This window comes from Lentzea sp. CA-135723, assembly GCF_050936595.1.
Classification (GTDB): Bacteria; Actinomycetota; Actinomycetes; order Mycobacteriales; family Pseudonocardiaceae; genus Lentzea.
In genome coordinates this window covers 3,854,759-3,871,235 of the sequence record NZ_JBNJMK010000001.1, presented here as the reverse complement: position 1 = coordinate 3,871,235, position 16,477 = coordinate 3,854,759, and the positions used below count along the sequence as shown (strand labels likewise).

At 68.9% G+C, this 16,477-nt stretch carries 15 protein-coding genes; 7 read left to right on the top strand and 8 right to left on the bottom strand.

The window, feature by feature from the left end; translation table 11 throughout:
• Positions 1-42 precede the first annotated feature (42 nt).
• Entirely contained in the window at positions 43-471 is a 429-nt protein-coding gene (locus tag ACQEU1_RS17060) for a MarR family winged helix-turn-helix transcriptional regulator (RefSeq protein WP_433202116.1), read from the bottom strand.
• A gap of 135 nt (positions 472-606) precedes the next feature.
• Between ACQEU1_RS17060 and ACQEU1_RS17055 the strand changes: the two genes are divergently transcribed.
• From ACQEU1_RS17055 to ACQEU1_RS17045, 3 genes are all read left to right on the top strand, one after another.
• Positions 607-1,209: a hypothetical protein gene (locus tag ACQEU1_RS17055; RefSeq protein ID WP_433202113.1), complete on the top strand. Its 603-nt coding sequence runs from the start codon at positions 607-609 to the stop codon at positions 1,207-1,209.
• Position 1,210: 1 nt separating this feature from the next.
• Positions 1,211-1,429, top strand: a complete 219-nt coding sequence (locus ACQEU1_RS17050) for a DUF6343 family protein (protein ID WP_433202110.1) — start codon at positions 1,211-1,213, stop codon at positions 1,427-1,429.
• 95 nt (positions 1,430-1,524) lie between these two features.
• Positions 1,525-2,160, top strand: a complete 636-nt coding sequence (locus ACQEU1_RS17045; protein ID WP_433211540.1) for a TetR/AcrR family transcriptional regulator — start codon at positions 1,525-1,527, stop codon at positions 2,158-2,160.
• On the opposite strand, the gene ACQEU1_RS17040 is transcribed toward ACQEU1_RS17045, so the two are convergent.
• From ACQEU1_RS17040 to ACQEU1_RS17030, 3 genes are all read right to left on the bottom strand, one after another.
• Positions 2,131-3,483 (bottom strand): dihydrolipoyl dehydrogenase family protein, encoded by a 1,353-nt coding sequence (locus tag ACQEU1_RS17040; protein ID WP_433202107.1) that lies wholly within the window; start codon positions 3,481-3,483, stop codon positions 2,131-2,133. The two genes, ACQEU1_RS17045 and ACQEU1_RS17040, sit on opposite strands and share 30 nt — an antisense overlap.
• Positions 3,484-3,671: 188 nt before the next feature.
• Complete coding sequence (locus ACQEU1_RS17035; protein WP_433202104.1) at positions 3,672-4,031, bottom strand: VOC family protein; 360 nt, start codon at positions 4,029-4,031, stop codon at positions 3,672-3,674.
• A 12-nt stretch (positions 4,032-4,043) separates the two neighbouring features.
• A complete protein-coding gene (locus tag ACQEU1_RS17030; protein WP_433202101.1) occupies positions 4,044-5,276 on the bottom strand; it encodes a hypothetical protein in 1,233 nt (410 codons plus the stop codon).
• Between the two features lie 143 nt (positions 5,277-5,419).
• Between ACQEU1_RS17030 and ACQEU1_RS17025 the strand changes: the two genes are divergently transcribed.
• The gene (locus tag ACQEU1_RS17025; protein ID WP_433202098.1) at positions 5,420-6,760 is read left to right on the top strand and encodes a S8 family serine peptidase; all 1,341 of its coding nucleotides are present in this window, start codon (positions 5,420-5,422) and stop codon (positions 6,758-6,760) included.
• Positions 6,761-6,960: 200 nt separating this feature from the next.
• Entirely contained in the window at positions 6,961-7,464 is a 504-nt protein-coding gene (locus tag ACQEU1_RS17020; RefSeq protein ID WP_030474501.1) for a DUF3145 domain-containing protein, read from the top strand.
• A gap of 31 nt (positions 7,465-7,495) precedes the next feature.
• On the opposite strand, the gene ACQEU1_RS17015 is transcribed toward ACQEU1_RS17020, so the two are convergent.
• From ACQEU1_RS17015 to lanKC, 4 genes are all read right to left on the bottom strand, one after another.
• Positions 7,496-9,214, bottom strand: coding sequence for an ABC transporter ATP-binding protein (locus ACQEU1_RS17015; protein WP_433202095.1), 1,719 nt, complete (start codon positions 9,212-9,214; stop codon positions 7,496-7,498).
• Positions 9,214-10,830 carry an ABC transporter ATP-binding protein gene (locus ACQEU1_RS17010; RefSeq protein WP_433202092.1) on the bottom strand — a complete coding sequence of 539 codons (1,617 nt, stop codon included), beginning with the start codon at positions 10,828-10,830 and terminating at the stop codon, positions 9,214-9,216. The genes ACQEU1_RS17015 and ACQEU1_RS17010 overlap by 1 nt, the downstream gene beginning before the upstream one ends.
• 142 nt (positions 10,831-10,972) lie before the next feature.
• Positions 10,973-11,140 carry a SapB/AmfS family lanthipeptide gene (locus tag ACQEU1_RS17005; protein ID WP_382439618.1) on the bottom strand — a complete coding sequence of 56 codons (168 nt, stop codon included), beginning with the start codon at positions 11,138-11,140 and terminating at the stop codon, positions 10,973-10,975.
• Positions 11,141-11,180: 40 nt separating this feature from the next.
• A complete protein-coding gene (lanKC, locus tag ACQEU1_RS17000) occupies positions 11,181-13,739 on the bottom strand; it encodes a class III lanthionine synthetase LanKC (RefSeq protein ID WP_433202088.1) in 2,559 nt (852 codons plus the stop codon).
• A gap of 604 nt (positions 13,740-14,343) precedes the next feature.
• On the opposite strand from lanKC, the gene ACQEU1_RS16995 reads away from it, so the two are divergent.
• Together ACQEU1_RS16995 and ACQEU1_RS16990 are read left to right on the top strand one after the other, a co-directional pair.
• Positions 14,344-14,916: a hypothetical protein gene (locus tag ACQEU1_RS16995; RefSeq protein WP_433202085.1), complete on the top strand. Its 573-nt coding sequence runs from the start codon at positions 14,344-14,346 to the stop codon at positions 14,914-14,916.
• 411 nt (positions 14,917-15,327) lie between these two features.
• On the top strand, positions 15,328-16,449 hold the full coding sequence (locus ACQEU1_RS16990) for an IS30 family transposase (RefSeq protein WP_433211537.1): 1,122 nt from the start codon (positions 15,328-15,330) through the stop codon (positions 16,447-16,449).
• Positions 16,450-16,477: the final 28 nt, after the last annotated feature.

Below are 16,477 nucleotides of genomic sequence, written 5' to 3'. Positions count from 1 at the left end.
ACACTGTCCTGCCTACACTCCGGTCGCCTGAGCGCAGACTGTCTAATCTACACGCATATCAGCGTGGTGCAGGTACGCCTTCCGCAGCAGTGTGGCCAACGTATCCCGCTCGTGCGGGGTCAACGGCGCCAGCAGCTCCTCCTCGAAGGCCCGCGCCGCCTCCAGTCGCTCGCCCAGGGCCTGTCTGCCCCCGTCGGTGATCGACACCGTGAACCGCCGCCGGTCGCGTTCGTCCCGTCTGCGCTGCGCGAACCCGAAACCTTCGAGATCGTCGAGCACCGACACCAGGTCGCTCGGGTCCATCCGCACCCGGTCGCTGATCCGCTTCTGCGCCACCGCTTCCTGTTCGGACAGGTACGCGAGCACGGTCAGGTGAGGCCCCCGGAGATCCGCGCGGCCGATCCTGCGTGCTTCGCGCACCAGCCCGAGCATCAGGTAGCTGGGCAGACGCAGAAGCTGATCAATGCTCATGTACCAAGTCTAGGAAAGATCCGTCCCCCGAAAGTGGATTGCGCTGCGTGAGGAACACGCCCGGACGAGGGCCGACAGGGTGAGCGATGGGGTGACGTTTCTCCGCAAACCACCTGGAAGCGGCAAGGTGGGGGTATGACGCGTGCGGAGATCGTCCGGCTCGCCCGATGTGTGGTGCGCCGGCCCCGGTGGCAACTCGTCGTCGCCGTGCCGCTGTCCGCGTGGACGCTCGCCTGGGTGCTCGGCCAGCTCGCCGACGAACCCCCGAGTCCGCTCGGCCTACTGGCCTGGACCGGCATTCCCCTCGATTCGGCATCCCTATGGGCGAGGGAGCGCGTGGACGTCCTCGCGTGGCTCGCCACGCTCGGCGGCCTGAGCTGGGCGGCCACCACCGAACGGGGTCAGCTGCCCGCGCTCGGCGGCTGGCTCGCCGTGCTGGTCGCGGGGGAGGCCGCCGGGTACGAGCACGCGGTGCAGCGGGCGATGCTCACGATGGTGGCGTTCCTGGTCGTCCTCGCGGTGGTGTCGATCACCGGGCGCCGGGCGTTCGTCGTCGACCGCGTCGCCGTCATGCCGAAGGACGTCGTCCGGGCGGGCATCACCGCGGCCGTGCTGACCGCCGTGGTCCCGCTGATCGCCGTCGGGCTGGCACTCACGCGTCTCGTTAGGCCTTATGTGACGAAACCGCCGCGTCAGCTGAAGGCGGTTGACGTGCCGTTGCTGCGGGAAACCGGGTGAGGTGAGCGACTACCTGCCACCCCCTGCGCCCCCGCGCAGTGCGCTGACCCTGAGGTTGTGGCTGGCCGGGTTCGGCCTCGTCTTCAACTCGGTCGCCGGGTGGCTGGCGGTGCGAGCTGACCTCACCTGGCTCGCGATCGTGCTCTTGCTACTCGCCGTCGTGTGCCTCGTCGACTTCGCCTGGGTGCTGCGCCGCAAACGTCGCGGAGATCCCGGCTGAAACCTGTCGGGAACCTGTGCTTGGGCTCAAGCGCACATATGGATAAAGATGTCGGCGTGCATGAAGACCCGGCCAAAGGCAGGTTAGCGAGGGTGATGCGCCGGCAGCCGGTGCAACAACGCGGCGCGGCCACTGTTTCGGCGATCCTCGACGCTTGTGCGAGCCTGCTGAACGAATACGACTACGACGACATCACCACGGCCAGGATCGTGGATGTCGCCGGAGTGCCCATTGGTTCTTTCTATCAGTACTTCCCGGACAAAAGATCCGTTGTGCACGCTCTCGCGTTGCGCGGTATGGAGACCTATCTCCGCGAGGTCGAGGAGCTGTTCGTCTCCGATCTGATCGCGGACACGTGGCGCGGGGCCATGACGCAGATCGTCGCGGTGTACATGCGGATGCTGACCGACGTGCCGGGGTTCGGGCGGGTGCGGTTCAGCGACATGCTGGACAGCCACCGCCTCGACTCGAGCGTCGACCAGTACGAGCTGATGGCCGAACGGCTGGCGGAGATGTTCGTCAACCGGTTCGGCGCCCACGGCGACGCCCCGGTGATGCTGACGTTCCGGATCGCCGTGCAGACCGCGGACGCGCTGTTCAAGCTCGCCGAACGGGTCGACGAGGACGAACGCCCGTACGTGGTCGGCACGGCGAACGAGCTGCTCAGCGGCATGCTCGGGTCGGTGCTCGAACCGCAGGGGTCAGAGCCCGTAAGCCTCCAGCAGCCGTAGCCAGACCTCGCTCATCGTCGGGTACGAGGGCACCGCGTGCCACAACTGGTCCACGGTGACCTCGCCGACGATCGCGACCGTCGCCGCGTGCAGCATCTCGGCGACGTCCTGACCGACGAACGTGACACCGACCAGCGTCCGCGTCCGCTCGTCCACGACCATCCGCGCCTTGCCCTGGTAGCCGTCGGCCTGCAACGACGACCCGGCGACGGCGATGTCCAGGTCCACGACCCGGATGTCCCGGCCGGCCGCGCGGGCCTCGGCCGCGGTGTGCCCGACGAACGCCACCTCGGGGTCGGTGAACACGATCTGCGGCACGGCAACGTGGTCCGCCCACGCCTGCCCCGCCGAGCGGTCTTTGGGTTCGAACCCTCGGGAACGCTCCAGGATCGCCGTCCCGACCGCCCGCGCCTGGTACTTGCCCTGGTGCGTCAGCAACGCCCGGCCCGTGACGTCACCCGCCGCGTACAGCCATCGTCCGTCCACACCGGACACCAGGCCGGTGTCGTCGATGGTCAGCGGCTTGGCGTCCTCGGTCGCCGGCACCCGCCCGGTCGCGACGAGGATCTCCGAGCCCTTCAGCACCCGGCCGTCCTGCAACGTCAGCGCGCCCGGCGCGATCGACGTCGCCCGCGCGTTCAGCACGACCTCGACGCCGTCCTCGCGCAGCCCGTCCGCGACCATCGGCCCGACGAAGTCCTCCAGCTTCGGCAACGGCCGGTCGCCCGACACCGCGATCGTCACCTTCGACCCGAGCCGTGCCCACGCCTGCGCGAGCTCGACGCCGACCACACCACCGCCCAGCACGACCAGCGACTCCGGCACCTCCTGCGCCGACGTGGCCTGCCGCGAAGTCCACACAGGAGTGTCCGCGATGCCGTCCAGCGGCGGCATCTTCGGCACGGACCCGGTGCACACCACGACGGCCTGCCGGGCGCGGTGCACGGTCCGCCCGTCCGCCCCGGCAACGGTGACCTCGCGTTCGCCGGTGATCTCGCCGTCACCGCGCAGCACGGTGATGTTCTCCGACTCGGCCCACTGGACCTGGCTCGCGTCGTCCCAGTTGGAGGTGAAGCCGTTGCGCCGCTCCAGCACGGCCTTGGGGTCGAGCGTCGCGCCGACGACCCCCTTGAGCCGGTTGGCCGCGGCGACCGCGTGCCCCGAGCGCAGCAGCGCCTTGGACGGCATGCAGGCCCAGTACGAGCACTCGCCGCCGACCAGTTCCTTCTCGATCAGGGCGGTGGACAGGCCACCGGCGGCCGTCCGCCAGGCCACGTTCTCGCCCACTGCTCCGCCGCCGATGACGATGACATCGAAGTCCATGGCGGCCAGCCTAGGCCCTGCGCCGCAGGTCCGTGCCCGCGAAAGCCGGGGCTGAGGCGGGTCCCTGACGGCACGGGCGGCCGACCCGAATACAACACCGGTATGCAGGTCAGCCGCCCGCACCGCCAGGAACCACCTCAGCCGCGCCTTTCATCGAGCGAGACCTGCGGCGCAGGGCCCAGCCCCGATCATGGAAGCCACACGAGGCAGAAGGGGTGCCCGACGGGGTCCGCGTACACGCGGAACGTGTCGTCGTTGTCGCGTTGCACCAACGTCGCCCCGAGCGCCAGCACCGCGGGCTCCGCCTCCTCGATGTCCTCCACCAGGACGTCGAGGTGGAACTGCTGGGACCCGGCAGGATCGGGAAAGACCGGCGGCTGGTACTCGGGCGCCAGCTGGAACGCGACACGCGTGCCCTGAGCGACGATCACCACCCACGTGTCGTCGCCGCCGTCGAGGCGTTCAGCTCCCAGCAGCTTCTCGTAGAAGGACGCCAACTCGGAGGGGTTCGGGCAGTCGAGCACGACAGAGCGAAGTTGTCCGACCATGCCTGCCATCCTCTACCGGGTGACGGGCAACCGCAGCGCTTGCTTGGCGATCGGGTCCAGCAGCTGGTCGCCGCCCCCGCCGGTCCACACCGCGAACGCCAGCGTCACGTGGCTGCCCTTGGTGGTGTTGGCGAACGCCGCGCTCTCCAGCGGCTTGCCGTCGAGGCCGTTGATGCCGCCGGACCCCGGCAGCGCCACGACCGAGTGCAACGACTTCGCGCTCGGTGCGTCGTACAGGTCCATGTCCGCCACCATCACGGTGGCCTGCTTGCCCTGGAACGTCGTCTCGTAGGTGGCGCGCAGCAGCACACCGCAGTCGTTCGCGATCAGCCACGCCTTTACGTCGCCGAACGCCTGCGTCTGGCAGTCGGCGTCCTTCTTGGTGTCCTTCGGCACGAACGCCGTGCCGTCCACGACCACCGTCGTCGGCTGCGTCGACGTCGGCGCGGGGGTCGCGCCGGCCGGCTCGTCGTCACCGGGCAGCGCCACCACGAGCCACCCCACGAGGATCAGCGCGACCAGGGCGGCGCCCGCGAGGTACGGCCAGGTCAGCTTGCCCGGCAAGCGTTTGCGCGCGATCAGCGGCTTGATCGTCGACTTCGGGATCAGCATCGTGTTCGCGGACGCCAGGTCGGAGACGGCGTCGGGGAACCCCTCCGACAGCAGCGACCGCGCCTCCGGCGGCGTGCCGGTGGTCTGCAGGATCGCGAGCAGCTTCACGGCGTGGTCGGCCGTGCACAGCACCGACGACGTCGCCAGCTCGCGCGCCGCACTGAGCAAAGTGGACGGTTTGGGGTGCAGTACCCGCACCCCTCGGTTGAGGTCGACCGTCGGCTGCACGACCTGGCTCACGAACGGGCCGACGGCCACGACCGTGCTGACCGGAAGCGGTTCCGCGCGCATCGCCTGGATGCGTTGCGCCACCGCCGTCGCCGCCGCCACGGCCTCGGTCGCCGGGTTCGGCGCGCCGTCCTGCGACACGAGCGGCCAGCCGTCGATCTTCCACTGCCCGCCGAGCGGTGCCTCGAGCTTCAGCGCCGGATCCGGCAGGTCCACGCCGACGATCACCAGAACGCCCTTGGGCAGCACGACGATCGCGTCGAGGGGAACAGGGCAGTCGGGGGGTTGGACGCCGATCAGCGCCACGCCACCCAGGACCTCGGTGCCGGCGCCACAGGCCGTGAGGGCGGCACGGACGTCCGCCCCAATGGCCGAAGGTTCAGCGCCCAGACGGATCAGCCGCACGAGTCCCTACCTTTCCGCACGGGGGGACACCGTAGCGGCCCGGGGTCGGCCGAACGCACTCGGTCGAGACATTGCGTGATCGCCGTCACCGTTCTGTGGATAACTCGTTGGATGGATTGCCTGCGAATGTTCACGGAGGGTCCATGTACAAACGCGCTGCACTGCTCGCTGTGCTCCTGGTGGCCGCCGCTTCCCCTGTCGCGACGGCCGCGCCGACCTCCACCGTCTACGTCCACGGAACCGACATCGCCGCGGCGGAGGCGGCCGTCGAAGCCGCCGGACTGCGGAAGCTCACCAGCTTCCGCAAGATCGGCGTCGTCGCCGCGCGGGGTGACTCCGCGCGGATCTCCTCCGCCAGGGCCAAAACGGGCGTGACGCGCGTCGAGGTCCAGAAACCGATCAGGTTCCTCGGCTCGACCTCGCACACCGCCACGCGCGGCCTGGACGCCCGCAACAGCCTCGGGCTGACCGGCGCTGGCGTGTCGGTCGCGGTGATCGACTCCGGTGTCGACCCGACGCACCCGTCGTTCGGCGGCCGGATCGTCCGCAACCTCAAGAGCCTGTGCCTGGACAGTTCCACGCAGACGAACTGCATCGTGCCGGTGCCGAACTTCCTCGACACCGACACCACGTCGCTTGGCGGTCACGGCACGCACGTCACCGGCATCGCGATCGGCGGCGACGTGCAGACGACCGGCGGACCGGTGATCCGCGGCGCGGCACCCGGCGCGAAGGGCGTCGTGATCTCGACCGGCGCGGCGATCCTGATCCTCGGCGCGGACGCCGCGCTGAACTGGGTGCTGGAGAACCACGACGCCCCGTGCGGCGCCGGAGTACCCGCCTCCACGTGCCCGCCGATCAAGGTGATCAACAACTCCTATGGTCCGTCTGGCGGCGGTGCGTTCGACCCTGAGTCGGTCACTGTCAAGCTGCAACGACAGCTCGTCGCCGAAGGCGTCGTCGTGGTCTGGGCGAACGGCAACGACGGCGGTGACGGGTCCGCGAACCTGTCCAACCCGCCGGGCGTCGACCCGACACCGGGCGTGATCTCGGTGGCGTCCTACAACGACCAGGAGACCGGCACCCGCGACGGTGCCGTGTCCGACTTCTCGTCGCGCGGTCTCGCGACGGACTCCGCGACGTGGCCGGACATCTCCGCTCCCGGCGAGAACATCACCTCGTCGTGCCGCCTCTACCTGCCGATCTGCGCGACCGGCCTGAAGCCGCAGAACGGCCCTGGCCTGCTGGACCTCGGCACGTTCAACACGATCAGCGGCACGTCGATGGCGGCCCCGCACATCGCGGGCATCGTCGCGCAGCTGTTCCAGGCCAAGCCTTCCGCGACCCCCGCGGACATCGAGCGGGCGCTGAAGTCGACGGCGTACAAGTACGGCACCGGTTACACGCCGGCGGGCCCGTACACCTCGTCGTTCGACAAGGGCACCGGGCTAGTCGACGTGGTGGCCGCGGTAAACGCTCTGTAGATCACGATCACGCATCACTCGGCCGGGAGATCGGGACTTAAGACCTGTATCTGCCCCGGTCGGGTGATGATCGAGCTGGTTCTTATGGCGGACATGCCTCAAGTCGAGGCAGAATGCAGCGAACGGGTTTCGCGGTGATCACCTCACACTCGGCAAAGGCGTAGGGGAAGACGTCCCTCGTCGAGTAGCGGAGGTCAGCAGTGAGCACCCGTGGCAGCACCAGTGGCGTGGTTTACGTCCACTCGTCGCCGTCTGCGGTCTGTCCGCACGTCGAGTGGGCGATCTCGGGCACCCTCGGTGTCCGGGTAGACCTCAGGTGGGCAGCGCAACCCGCGGCACCAGGCCAGTTGCGCGCTGAATGCGCATGGACCGGAGACGCCGGCACCGGCGCCAAGCTCGTTGCTGCGCTGCGCGCGTGGCCGATGCTTCGCTTCGAGGTCACGGAGGAACCCTCCTCCGGTCAGGACGGCGAACGCTTCTGCTTCGCGCCCGTTCTGGGCCTGTGGCACGCGCGCACGTCGGCCAACGGCGACATCGTCGTGAACGAGGACCAGCTGCGTTCTCTGGCGGTCAGAGCCCGCGGCGGTGAGTCGTTCGCGCACGGCGTCGACGAACTTCTCGGTGCGGCGTGGGACGACGCCCTGGAACCGTTCCGCCGCGCGGGCGACGGAGCACCGGTCACCTGGCTGCACCGGGTCGGCTGAACGCGTCGTCCAGTCCGGAGTGGACCCCCGCTCACCGTTTGGGCAGCGGGGTTTCTTTCCGGTGCGTGGGATCCCACGCCAGCATCAGCTGCCCGTAGAGCGCGGACGTCCTGAGCAGCTGCTCGTGGGTGCCGAGCAACGGCTTGCCGCCGTCCATGACCAGCACGCGGTTCGCCCGCAACGCCGAGCTCAGCCGGTGCGCGATCACCACCAGGATTCCGTTCCGCTGCGCGAAAGCCCGTTCGACGCGTGCCTCCGCGGCGGGGTCCAGGTGTGAGGTCGCCTCGTCCAGGATGACCACTCCCGCGGACGTCACGTAGACGCGGGCGAGCGCCAGAAGTTGCGCCTCACCAGCGGAAAGTCCCTCACCGCCGTGTCCGATCGAGGCGTTCAGGCCGCCTATTTTGTCCAGAAGTGGTTTGGCGCCAACCATTGTGGCCGCGGCTGTCAGGTCCTCGTCGGTCGCCCACGGAGCGAGAAGTGCGAGGTTCTCCCGCACAGTGCCGGTGAACAGGTAGGTCTCCTGCGGGATCAACGCGATCGAGTGGTGGCGGATCGCCGGCGACACCCGGTCCACCGGGACTCCGCCGAAGAGCACGCAGCCGTTGCCCGGCGGCATCAGACCGGTCAGCAGACTGGCCATTGTGGACTTGCCGATGCCCGACGGGCCGACCACGGCCAGGTGGTCGCCGGGGCGCAGGTTCAGCGACAGGCCGCGCAGCACCGGTTCCGACTCGGGGCTCCAGCCGAACGTGACGTCCTGCAGCACGAACGTGCCGTTGGCCGGCGTTTCGGCACCCGGCTCCCGGTCGATGCGCGGGGCGGCCTCCTGAAGTCGTTTGAGGGCGACCATCAACCGCATCACGACCGTGCTGGTGGTGCGGGCCAGGCCGTGCAGCGCGGGGTTCACGCTGTTGGTCAGGTAGACCACCGCCGCCAGCACCGCACCCGTCGTGAGCTGCCCGGACGCGACCAGCGGGGGAGCGAACGCCACCAGCAGCACGACCGGGGCGAAGCCGCCGACCGCGATCACCGTGGCGCGCAACGAGTTCGCCCAGGCGACCGCGGTCGTGGCCCTGGCCTGCCGGTTGATCTGCTTCGCGACGTCCTGGTAGGCCTCCGTGGACGCCTGGCAGGCGGCGACGTCGCGCAGCCCGGTGAGCACCGAACCGGACGCCTCGGCGGTGCTCTCGTCGGCCATCACGACGTCGCGCTGCCGCTTGGCCAGCGAGGGGAGCATCAACCCGAAGAGCAGCAACGCCGCCACGATCGGCAGCACGACGAGCCAGATCAACGCCGCCGCGGTGGTCGCGAGACCGACGAGCGCGGCGATCGTCGTGACCAGCAGCGCACGGGCCTGCACCAGCACACCCGCCGTGGCATCCCGTACGACCTCCACGTGCCGCGTGATCATGGCCACCGCGCTGGCGTCCGGGGTGCGGCGGTGCGACGGGTCGTTCAGCACGCCCTCGACCACGCGGGTGACCAGTGCGTCGCGCATCGGTTCGACGACCTCGCCGAGCCGGGCGAACACCTGCCGCTGCCCCCACGCGCCCACGACCGCGAGCACCGCGAACGACAGCAGCCACAGCACACCGGCCAGCGGTTTTCCCGCTGCGAAACCCCGGTCGACGGCCGAGCCGACGAGTCTGCCGCCGAAGAACGCCGGGATGCCTTCGAGCATCGACCAGCCGAGCAGGACCAGCACGCCCTTGCGGTGTCCTGCCAGCGTGGAGAGGTAGAAGCGCATCACTCGCCCCCGGTGAACACGGCGCGGTAGTCCTCGTTGTGCCACAGCGCGCGGTGCGAGCCCGTGCCCCTGATCCGGCCCTTCTCGAGCCACACCACGAAGTCCGCTCTCGCCGCCGTCGCGGGCCGGTGCGTGACCACGATCCGGGTCCGTCCTGGCAACGCGGTCGTGAGTGCTTTGTCCACTTTGGCCTCGGTCACGGTGTCCAGACTGGCGGTGGCGTCGTCGAGCACGAGCACGTCGGGATCGCGGACGATCGCGCGGGCGAGCCCGATCCGTTGCGCCTCACCGCCGGACAGCGGGGCGTCGGCCATCGGGGTCTCGTAGCCCTGCGGCAGCCGGATGAGCACGTCGTGGACCTGGGCGGCGACGGCGGCGTCGCGCACCTGGACCTCGTCGGAGTCCGTTCCGTAGCCGATGGAACGGCCGACCGTGGTGCCGAGCAGCGCCGGGCGTTCGAAGGCGTACCCGACCGAGTCGGCACCCGAGACCTCGCCGGAGTCCACAGCGGACAGTCCGCCGAGCACGGCCGCGAGCGTCGACTTGCCCGCGCCGGAACTGCCGACGACCGCGACGAACGTGCCGGCAGGGATCATCAGGTTCACGCCGTGCAGGGCGCCTTCGACGCTGACGTTGCGGAGTTCGATGACGCCGTTGGAGCGTTGGGGCCGCGGGCGTTCCGGCGGCTTCGTGTCGAGGACCTCGGCGATCCTGGCGGCGCTGGCGCGGGTGCGTTCGAGCACGGTCAGCTGGGTCATCTGGCCGACGATGCCCAGGCCGAGCGCCGCGTAACCGAGGGCCGCCAGCACGTCACCGGCGCTCAGTCTTCCCTGCATGACGCCGAAACCGGCGGCGGCGAGCACCGCGACCTCGACGGCGGGCAGCAGCAGTCCGGCCCGCCACATCATCTTGGCCTGGGTGCGCCACATGCCGGCGCCCGCCGCGGCGAGCCGGGGGAGCGGCTCCAGCACGCGGCCGGCCTCGCGGTCGGCGATGCCGGCGGACGCGATCGTGCGCAGACCGGACACGGAGTCGAGCAGTCGCGCCGAGACCTCGCCGGAGATCTCCTGGTACGCCAGGACGTCGTCGGCGGTGAGGCGCATGTGCGTGCGGACGAGCAGTGCGGCGAGAGGGGCGCTGACGAGGAACACCGCGGCCAGTCGCCAGTCCAGCAGCGCGAGGGCTATCACCGAGCCGACCGACGACACGACGGTGACGGCGAGGCCGATCACGGTGGTCGAGATGGTGCCGGCGTTGCCGCAGTCGCCTGTGACGCGGCTGACGGCGTCTCCCGCGGCGAACTTCGAGGGGTGACCGAGGGTGAGCAGGTGCTGGGTCAGGCGGCGGCGCAACCACGCGGTGGCGCGGGCGGTGATGCTCGCGGCGAGCACGATGCCGATGGCGTCCGCGAAGATCTCGACACCCGCGAGGACGAGCAGGAACACGATCGTGGCCAGCACGAACGTGCCGCTCAGCGCCATGTCGACGGCGCCGGCGAGCGCGGCGGGGAGAAGAAGTCCGCCGGTCGTGGCCACGGCGGCGTTCAGGAGCAGCAACCACGGGCGGTAGTCGCGCTTGACGGTGGAGAACAACAGCTGGTCACCGGGTTTGGTCATCGGCTGTTCCTCCGGGGGGTCTGCAAGGCCCATCATGAAGCGAGGGCCCGGCAGCTGGCCGGCTGCCGAGCCCTCTACAGGCGGGTGAGCGGCATACTTCGCCTATGCCGCTCACCGGCCGTCACGTGCTGGTGGAGCTAGATCAGCACAGCAGCAGGGACGCGCTGCTGTGGCTGCAGGGGAGCAGCAGGGAGGCGCTGGACGCGGTCGTGGAACCGCCGCCGCCACCGTGGCCGCTGCCGCCGCCGGCCATGACGTTGGCCGGGGCCTCGGGGGTCTCGAGGTCCTGCATGTCAAGGATGAAGCCCATGACACTATCTCCTAATTTCGAGGGATCGATCTCTTTCTTGCTACCGGTCCGCCAAGACCGGCGTTCGTGAGCCCAGGAAGGGCAGTGGCGGTTTCTCGTCCACTGTGGACGCGATGGCGAGCAGGACGCCCGCACCGCCGGTGTTGAGGTCCATGGAGAGCCGGCGCAGCTGCACGCCGGGGAACGCGAGGCCCCCGCCGTACCGTGCCGCGTGCCAGCCCAAAGCCTTGAGGTGCTGCTGGATGGCGCGTTCGAACCGGGCGTTCGGCCGGTGGTTCGTCGCGTGGGCCAGGGTGGCGAGCAGTCCGGCCCTGCCCAGCGTGAACGCGGGCTGGATGACGAACTCGCCGGTGCAACCGCTGAGCAGCTCGGGGAGCTTCTCGACGCACGGCCGTTCGGGAGCGTGCTTCGCGAACTCCGTCAGCACCAGTGCGATGCCGGCGCCGCCGATGCCCACGTACGGAAGGCTTCTGAGCGTGCCGTCCCGCACCTGGAGCGAGCCGTCCAGCGCGATCATCGTCTCGGCCAGGTCGCGTTCGAGTGCCTGCTCCGCGAGCTCGAGCCAGCGGTGTTCGCCCGTGTGCTCGAACATCCGCAGGAAGAACAGCGCCGGTCCGGACCAGCCGTGCAGCAGGCCCGCCCTGGCCTTTTCGTTGCTCGGCGCGTCGGTGAGCTGCTTCGCGAGCCGTTCCGCGAGCTGCTCGGCCTGGGTGGCGTAGCTGTCGTCGTCGCGGTTGACCGCGAAGTGCAGCAGGTTCAGGCCGATGCCGGAGAGTCCCGCGCTGAGCCCGTGGTCCTGTGTGGACGGTACGAGCTCCGCGTAGCTCTCGACGATCTCGGTCGCGGCGTCGTGGTGGCCGAAGTTCTCCAGCACGTGCGCGATGCCGTGGGCGCCGGTGTAGAAACCCGGCTGCTTGGGCGGTTCTCTTCTCACCGAGTCGAGCAGCCACTGCTCGTGCTCGGGGAAGCGGCCCTCGCCGGACTCCGCGAGCGCGTGCAGCACGCCCGCGGCGCCGTGGCCGAAGTTCGCGCCGCCGGTCTCGAACTGCTCGATGTCGCCGGGGAAGAGGCGGTCGTGGCGGTGCGGCGTCGCGCTGTGCAGGATCGCGGTGGCGATCTCCTTGCGCACCAACGCCCAGTCCGGCTTCTGTTCGTCGAACTCGGTGAACGCGGGGTCCGTGGGCGGGTCGGTGCGCGGCGTGAGCACGTCGACGATCGGCGCGCAGTACTCGTCGGTGAGCCCGAAGCGGTCCTGGACGACCTTGACGTGCTGCCGGATCTTCGCCGGCGCCAGTTCCAGCACCGTGTTGAGCGGCAGGAAGATCCAGAGCCGGAGCGCGGCGAGCGGGTGCGCGTCGATGTCGAACCCGTCGCGGTCCCGCGGCGCCTGGAAGCCCGGCGCGCCGAGGGTGGGCTTGCGGACGTCGTCGATCGTGGAGCTGAGCTCGAAGTCGATGAGCGAGATCTCGTCGTCCTCGTCCACGAGGACGTTGAGCGTGTGCAGGTCGCCGAAGACGACGCCGCGCTCGTGGACGTTCGCGATGAGGCTCTCGACCTTGTCGACCATCGCGAGGGCGCGGGCCTTGTACTCGGTGATCGTCTCGTCGCTGACGTCCTTGTGCGTCAACGGGTAGTGCCTGCCGAGCCACTGGCCGAGCGAGCGGCCGGGCATGAACTCCATGGCGACGAAGAGGTGCTCCCACTCGGTGAAGCGGTCGTACACCTCGGGTACACCCTTGACGCCCTGCAGCTTGGTGAGGATCTCGTACTCGCGGTCGAGCCTGGCGACGGCGTCGTCGCCCTCCCGGTCGAGGCCGGCGTGCGGCCGTGCCTCCTTGAGGACGACCTCCTTGCCGTCGCTCTTGCGGGTCGCCAGGTAGACGCCGCCACCGTTGGAGAAGTGCAGCGAGCTCTTGATCTGGTACGGGAACTGCTCGGGGTCGCCGGAGTTGCGCTCGTCGAGGTGCGGCTTGAGGAATGCCGGCAGCTCGATCCACTCGGGCAGGCTGAAGACGGGCTTGCGCCTGTCGGCGATGAGCTCGCCGTCGGGCCCCTCGATCGCGAGCACCTGCTGCCCGTCGACCTCGAGCCACTGCTCGGCGAACCCGCCGTACCGCACGTACAGCGGTCCCTTGCCGAAGCGCAGGTCGCTGAGGATGTACGCGCCGTGCTCGCCGGCGAGCCTGTCGTTGAGCTCGGCGAGGATCTGCTCCAGGTGCGCGGCGTCGAGCGGGTAGATCGTCACCAGCTTGCCGCTGCCCTCGCGGGGTGCGTACTTGGAGTTGCGCGCCAGGACGATCGACATGGTTCGCAGGTACTTGAAGCTGATGCGGCGCTCGACGCAGTAGTCGAAAGTCGCCTTCAATACCCGGCCGGCGTTGTCGAGTCCAGCGGAAACGTGAATCTTCCACCCTTGGTTGGGGAGCTGTACCCCCTTCGGGTGGTGATGCCGCCACACATTGCGCTCGGCCATGGTCCAGTCGGGTGGGAGCGCGGGGAGTTCGGTGGAAAAGTCGTCCTTGGAGGTGCTTTCGGTGCTGCTCTGCAGATCGTAGAACTGCCGATCGGCGAAGCAGTACGCCTCGTATCTGAGGTCCACCGAATTCCCTCCCTTGGTTCGTTTTCGCTTTCTTCGATGCCGCATATTCCCGCACAATCTCTCGCCTATCGGGAATCCGCCGTTAGGGTCATATGGGTCGCCCGTTCGTGTCCGAAGGACCGCCGGTTACCGGCGCGTATGTGACCTGGCGTGAGGAAGTTTGGGTCCGTCTCACTCGATTGAGAGGTTTGCTGGAGGGGACGTGTGCGCCGATCTGCCCGGTTTCCGCTAAACGGTACTCGGACGTTCCTGATCTCGGGTGCCCGTGACCTGCGCAATTCCAAGTGGATCACGACGTATAGTTAGGTGGGCACAAACGTTGTGCACGCGCTGTGTCGGCTGCTCTTTACGGGTGAAGCCGGAATTGGCTCCCATTGCGTGTTTGATACGGCCGAATGGCGGTACAGAGTCGCCCGTTGGAACTCATTCGTAGGATGAGATTGCCCCTCATCAATTTATGTATCAAACATTGTCTTGCCACATGCATCCCGTCATTTCGCGGTGTGATGTAATCGTTCGAGTGAAATCGCCGTTTTGATGTAACGCGACACGTTTTGTGAGCGGCCCTCCGCTGCCCGGCGTGTCGTGCGGCTAGGCTTGCCGCGTGGGGAGCGTGGCGAGCCGCTGGCTGGTGCCGGCCGTGGTCGTGATCACCGGTGCCGCCGTGGCCGCCGGCATGGTGGGCCGCACCGTCTACTCGCGCCCGGCCGAGGCGGCAGGATCCCCCGCGGTGCCGTCCTCCTCGGTGGTGGGGCCGCTGCCGGGCTCGGCAGAGGTGCGACTGAGCCCCGACTCCTTCACCCACCCGGACCGGACGGCCGTGCAACGCGTGCTGCAGGCCTACTTCGACTCGATCAACGCGCGTGACTTCTCGGCCTGGCGGTCGGTGGTGTCGGCTCGGCGGGTCTCCACACAACGCGAGGAGACCTGGACCGCCGCGTACGAGAGCACCAAAGACGGCGGGATGGTGGTGCAGCGCATCGAGTCCGACGTGCTGGGGCGGCGGCTGCGGGTGCTGATCTCGTTCGTGTCGACGCAGGACGTGGAGAAGGCGCCGCCCGCGCTGCCGGAGGAGTGCATCCGTTGGCGGGTCGTGTACGTGATGAGGTGGGAGGGCGGGGCGTTGAAGGTGGACGACGCACCGGAGAGCCGGACCCCGCAGATGGAGAAGTGCTGACGCCCGTCACCTTGGGGTGGTGGTTGCGTTGGGGGCAAAGACTTTGACGGGCGTGGTTGAGTCATCGCCGCTGGCGCATCGATGGAGATTGGCTGAGTTGGGCGGGCACGTCACCGATACCGCTTGGGCCGAGCCAAGAGGGAAGGACGCCTCGCCTTCGGCATCGCCAGGCCCAAAGGCCATCCTTGACCCGTCTTGCCTTACTCCGTCTCGCCCGAGACCCGGCTCGCCCGACGCCGTCTTGCCTTGCCGCTCGCTCGGCCGGACTGTCAGACCTGCTGAGTAGGTTGGGTCGTGGGGGAGCTTGGGGTCAGTGGGTCGTTGCAACGCTCCTGGTTGGAGGGTTGTGTGGGTGTTCCGAAGGTGTCTCGGGATGTGCGGGTCCGGTTCTGGGCCGGTGTCGCGGGTGGTCTGGGTGTGACCGCGGCTGCGCGGGCTGCGGGTGTGTCGTGGCCGACGGGCCAGGAGTGGTTCGTCAAGGCTGGCGGGGTGTGCGGCAACGGAGCGAGACCCGTGTCAGGGCGGTATTTGTCGTTCGCGGAGCGGGAGGAGATCGCGCTGGGCCGGGCTGCGGGCCTGTCGATGCGGGAGATCGGCCGCAGGCTGGGCCGGCCGGTGTCGACGGTCAGCCGGGAGATCGCCCGCAATTCACGGACCGCTCGGCCTCGGCGTTATCTCGCCGGAGCAGCTCAGGCCAAGGCCGACCAGCGGGCCCGGCGCCCGAAACCGGCCCTGCTCGCGGTCAACTCCCGACTGCGCGAGGAGGTCCAGCGGCGGCTGACCCGACGGCACTCACCCCGCCAGATCAGTGCCAGGCTGAGGATCGACTTCCCCGACGATCCGGAGATGTGGGTGTCGCACGAAACGATCTACCAATCGCTGTATGTGCAGGGCCGGGGCGCGTTGCGCCGCGAACTCGCCACATGTCTGCGGACCGGGCGGACGTTGCGTTGCCCGCACCGCGCCGAACGCAAGACCGGCCGAGGCCAGATCCCCGGCATGATCATGCTCAGCGAACGCCCCGCCGAAGCCGACGACCGCGCCGTGCCCGGACATTGGGAAGGCGACCTGATCATCGGTAAGAACAACAAATCCGCGATTGGCACCCTGGTCGAACGCGCCACCCGCTACTGCCTGCTGCTGCACCTGCCCCGCTACGACGCCGTCAGCGTCCGCGACGCGATGATCACCACCATCGGCGCCCTTCCGAAACACCTATGGCGCTCGCTGGCATGGGACCAGGGCTCGGAGATGAACCGCCATGCCGAGATCACCCTGGCCACTGACCTGGACATCTACTTCTGCGACCCGCACTCGCCCTGGCAACGCGGCAGCAACGAAAACACCAACGGCCTACTCCGCCAGTACTTCCCCAAAGGCACAGACCTCACCGCTCACACCCCAGAACACCTCGCCGCCATCGCCGCCGAACTCAACGGCCGACCACGACAAACCCTCGGCTGGCACACCCCAGCCGAAGCACTCCACCAACTACTCTTCCCACCAACATCAACCGTTGCGACGACCGGTTGAACCCACCGACGCCAAACCCGAGGGGACC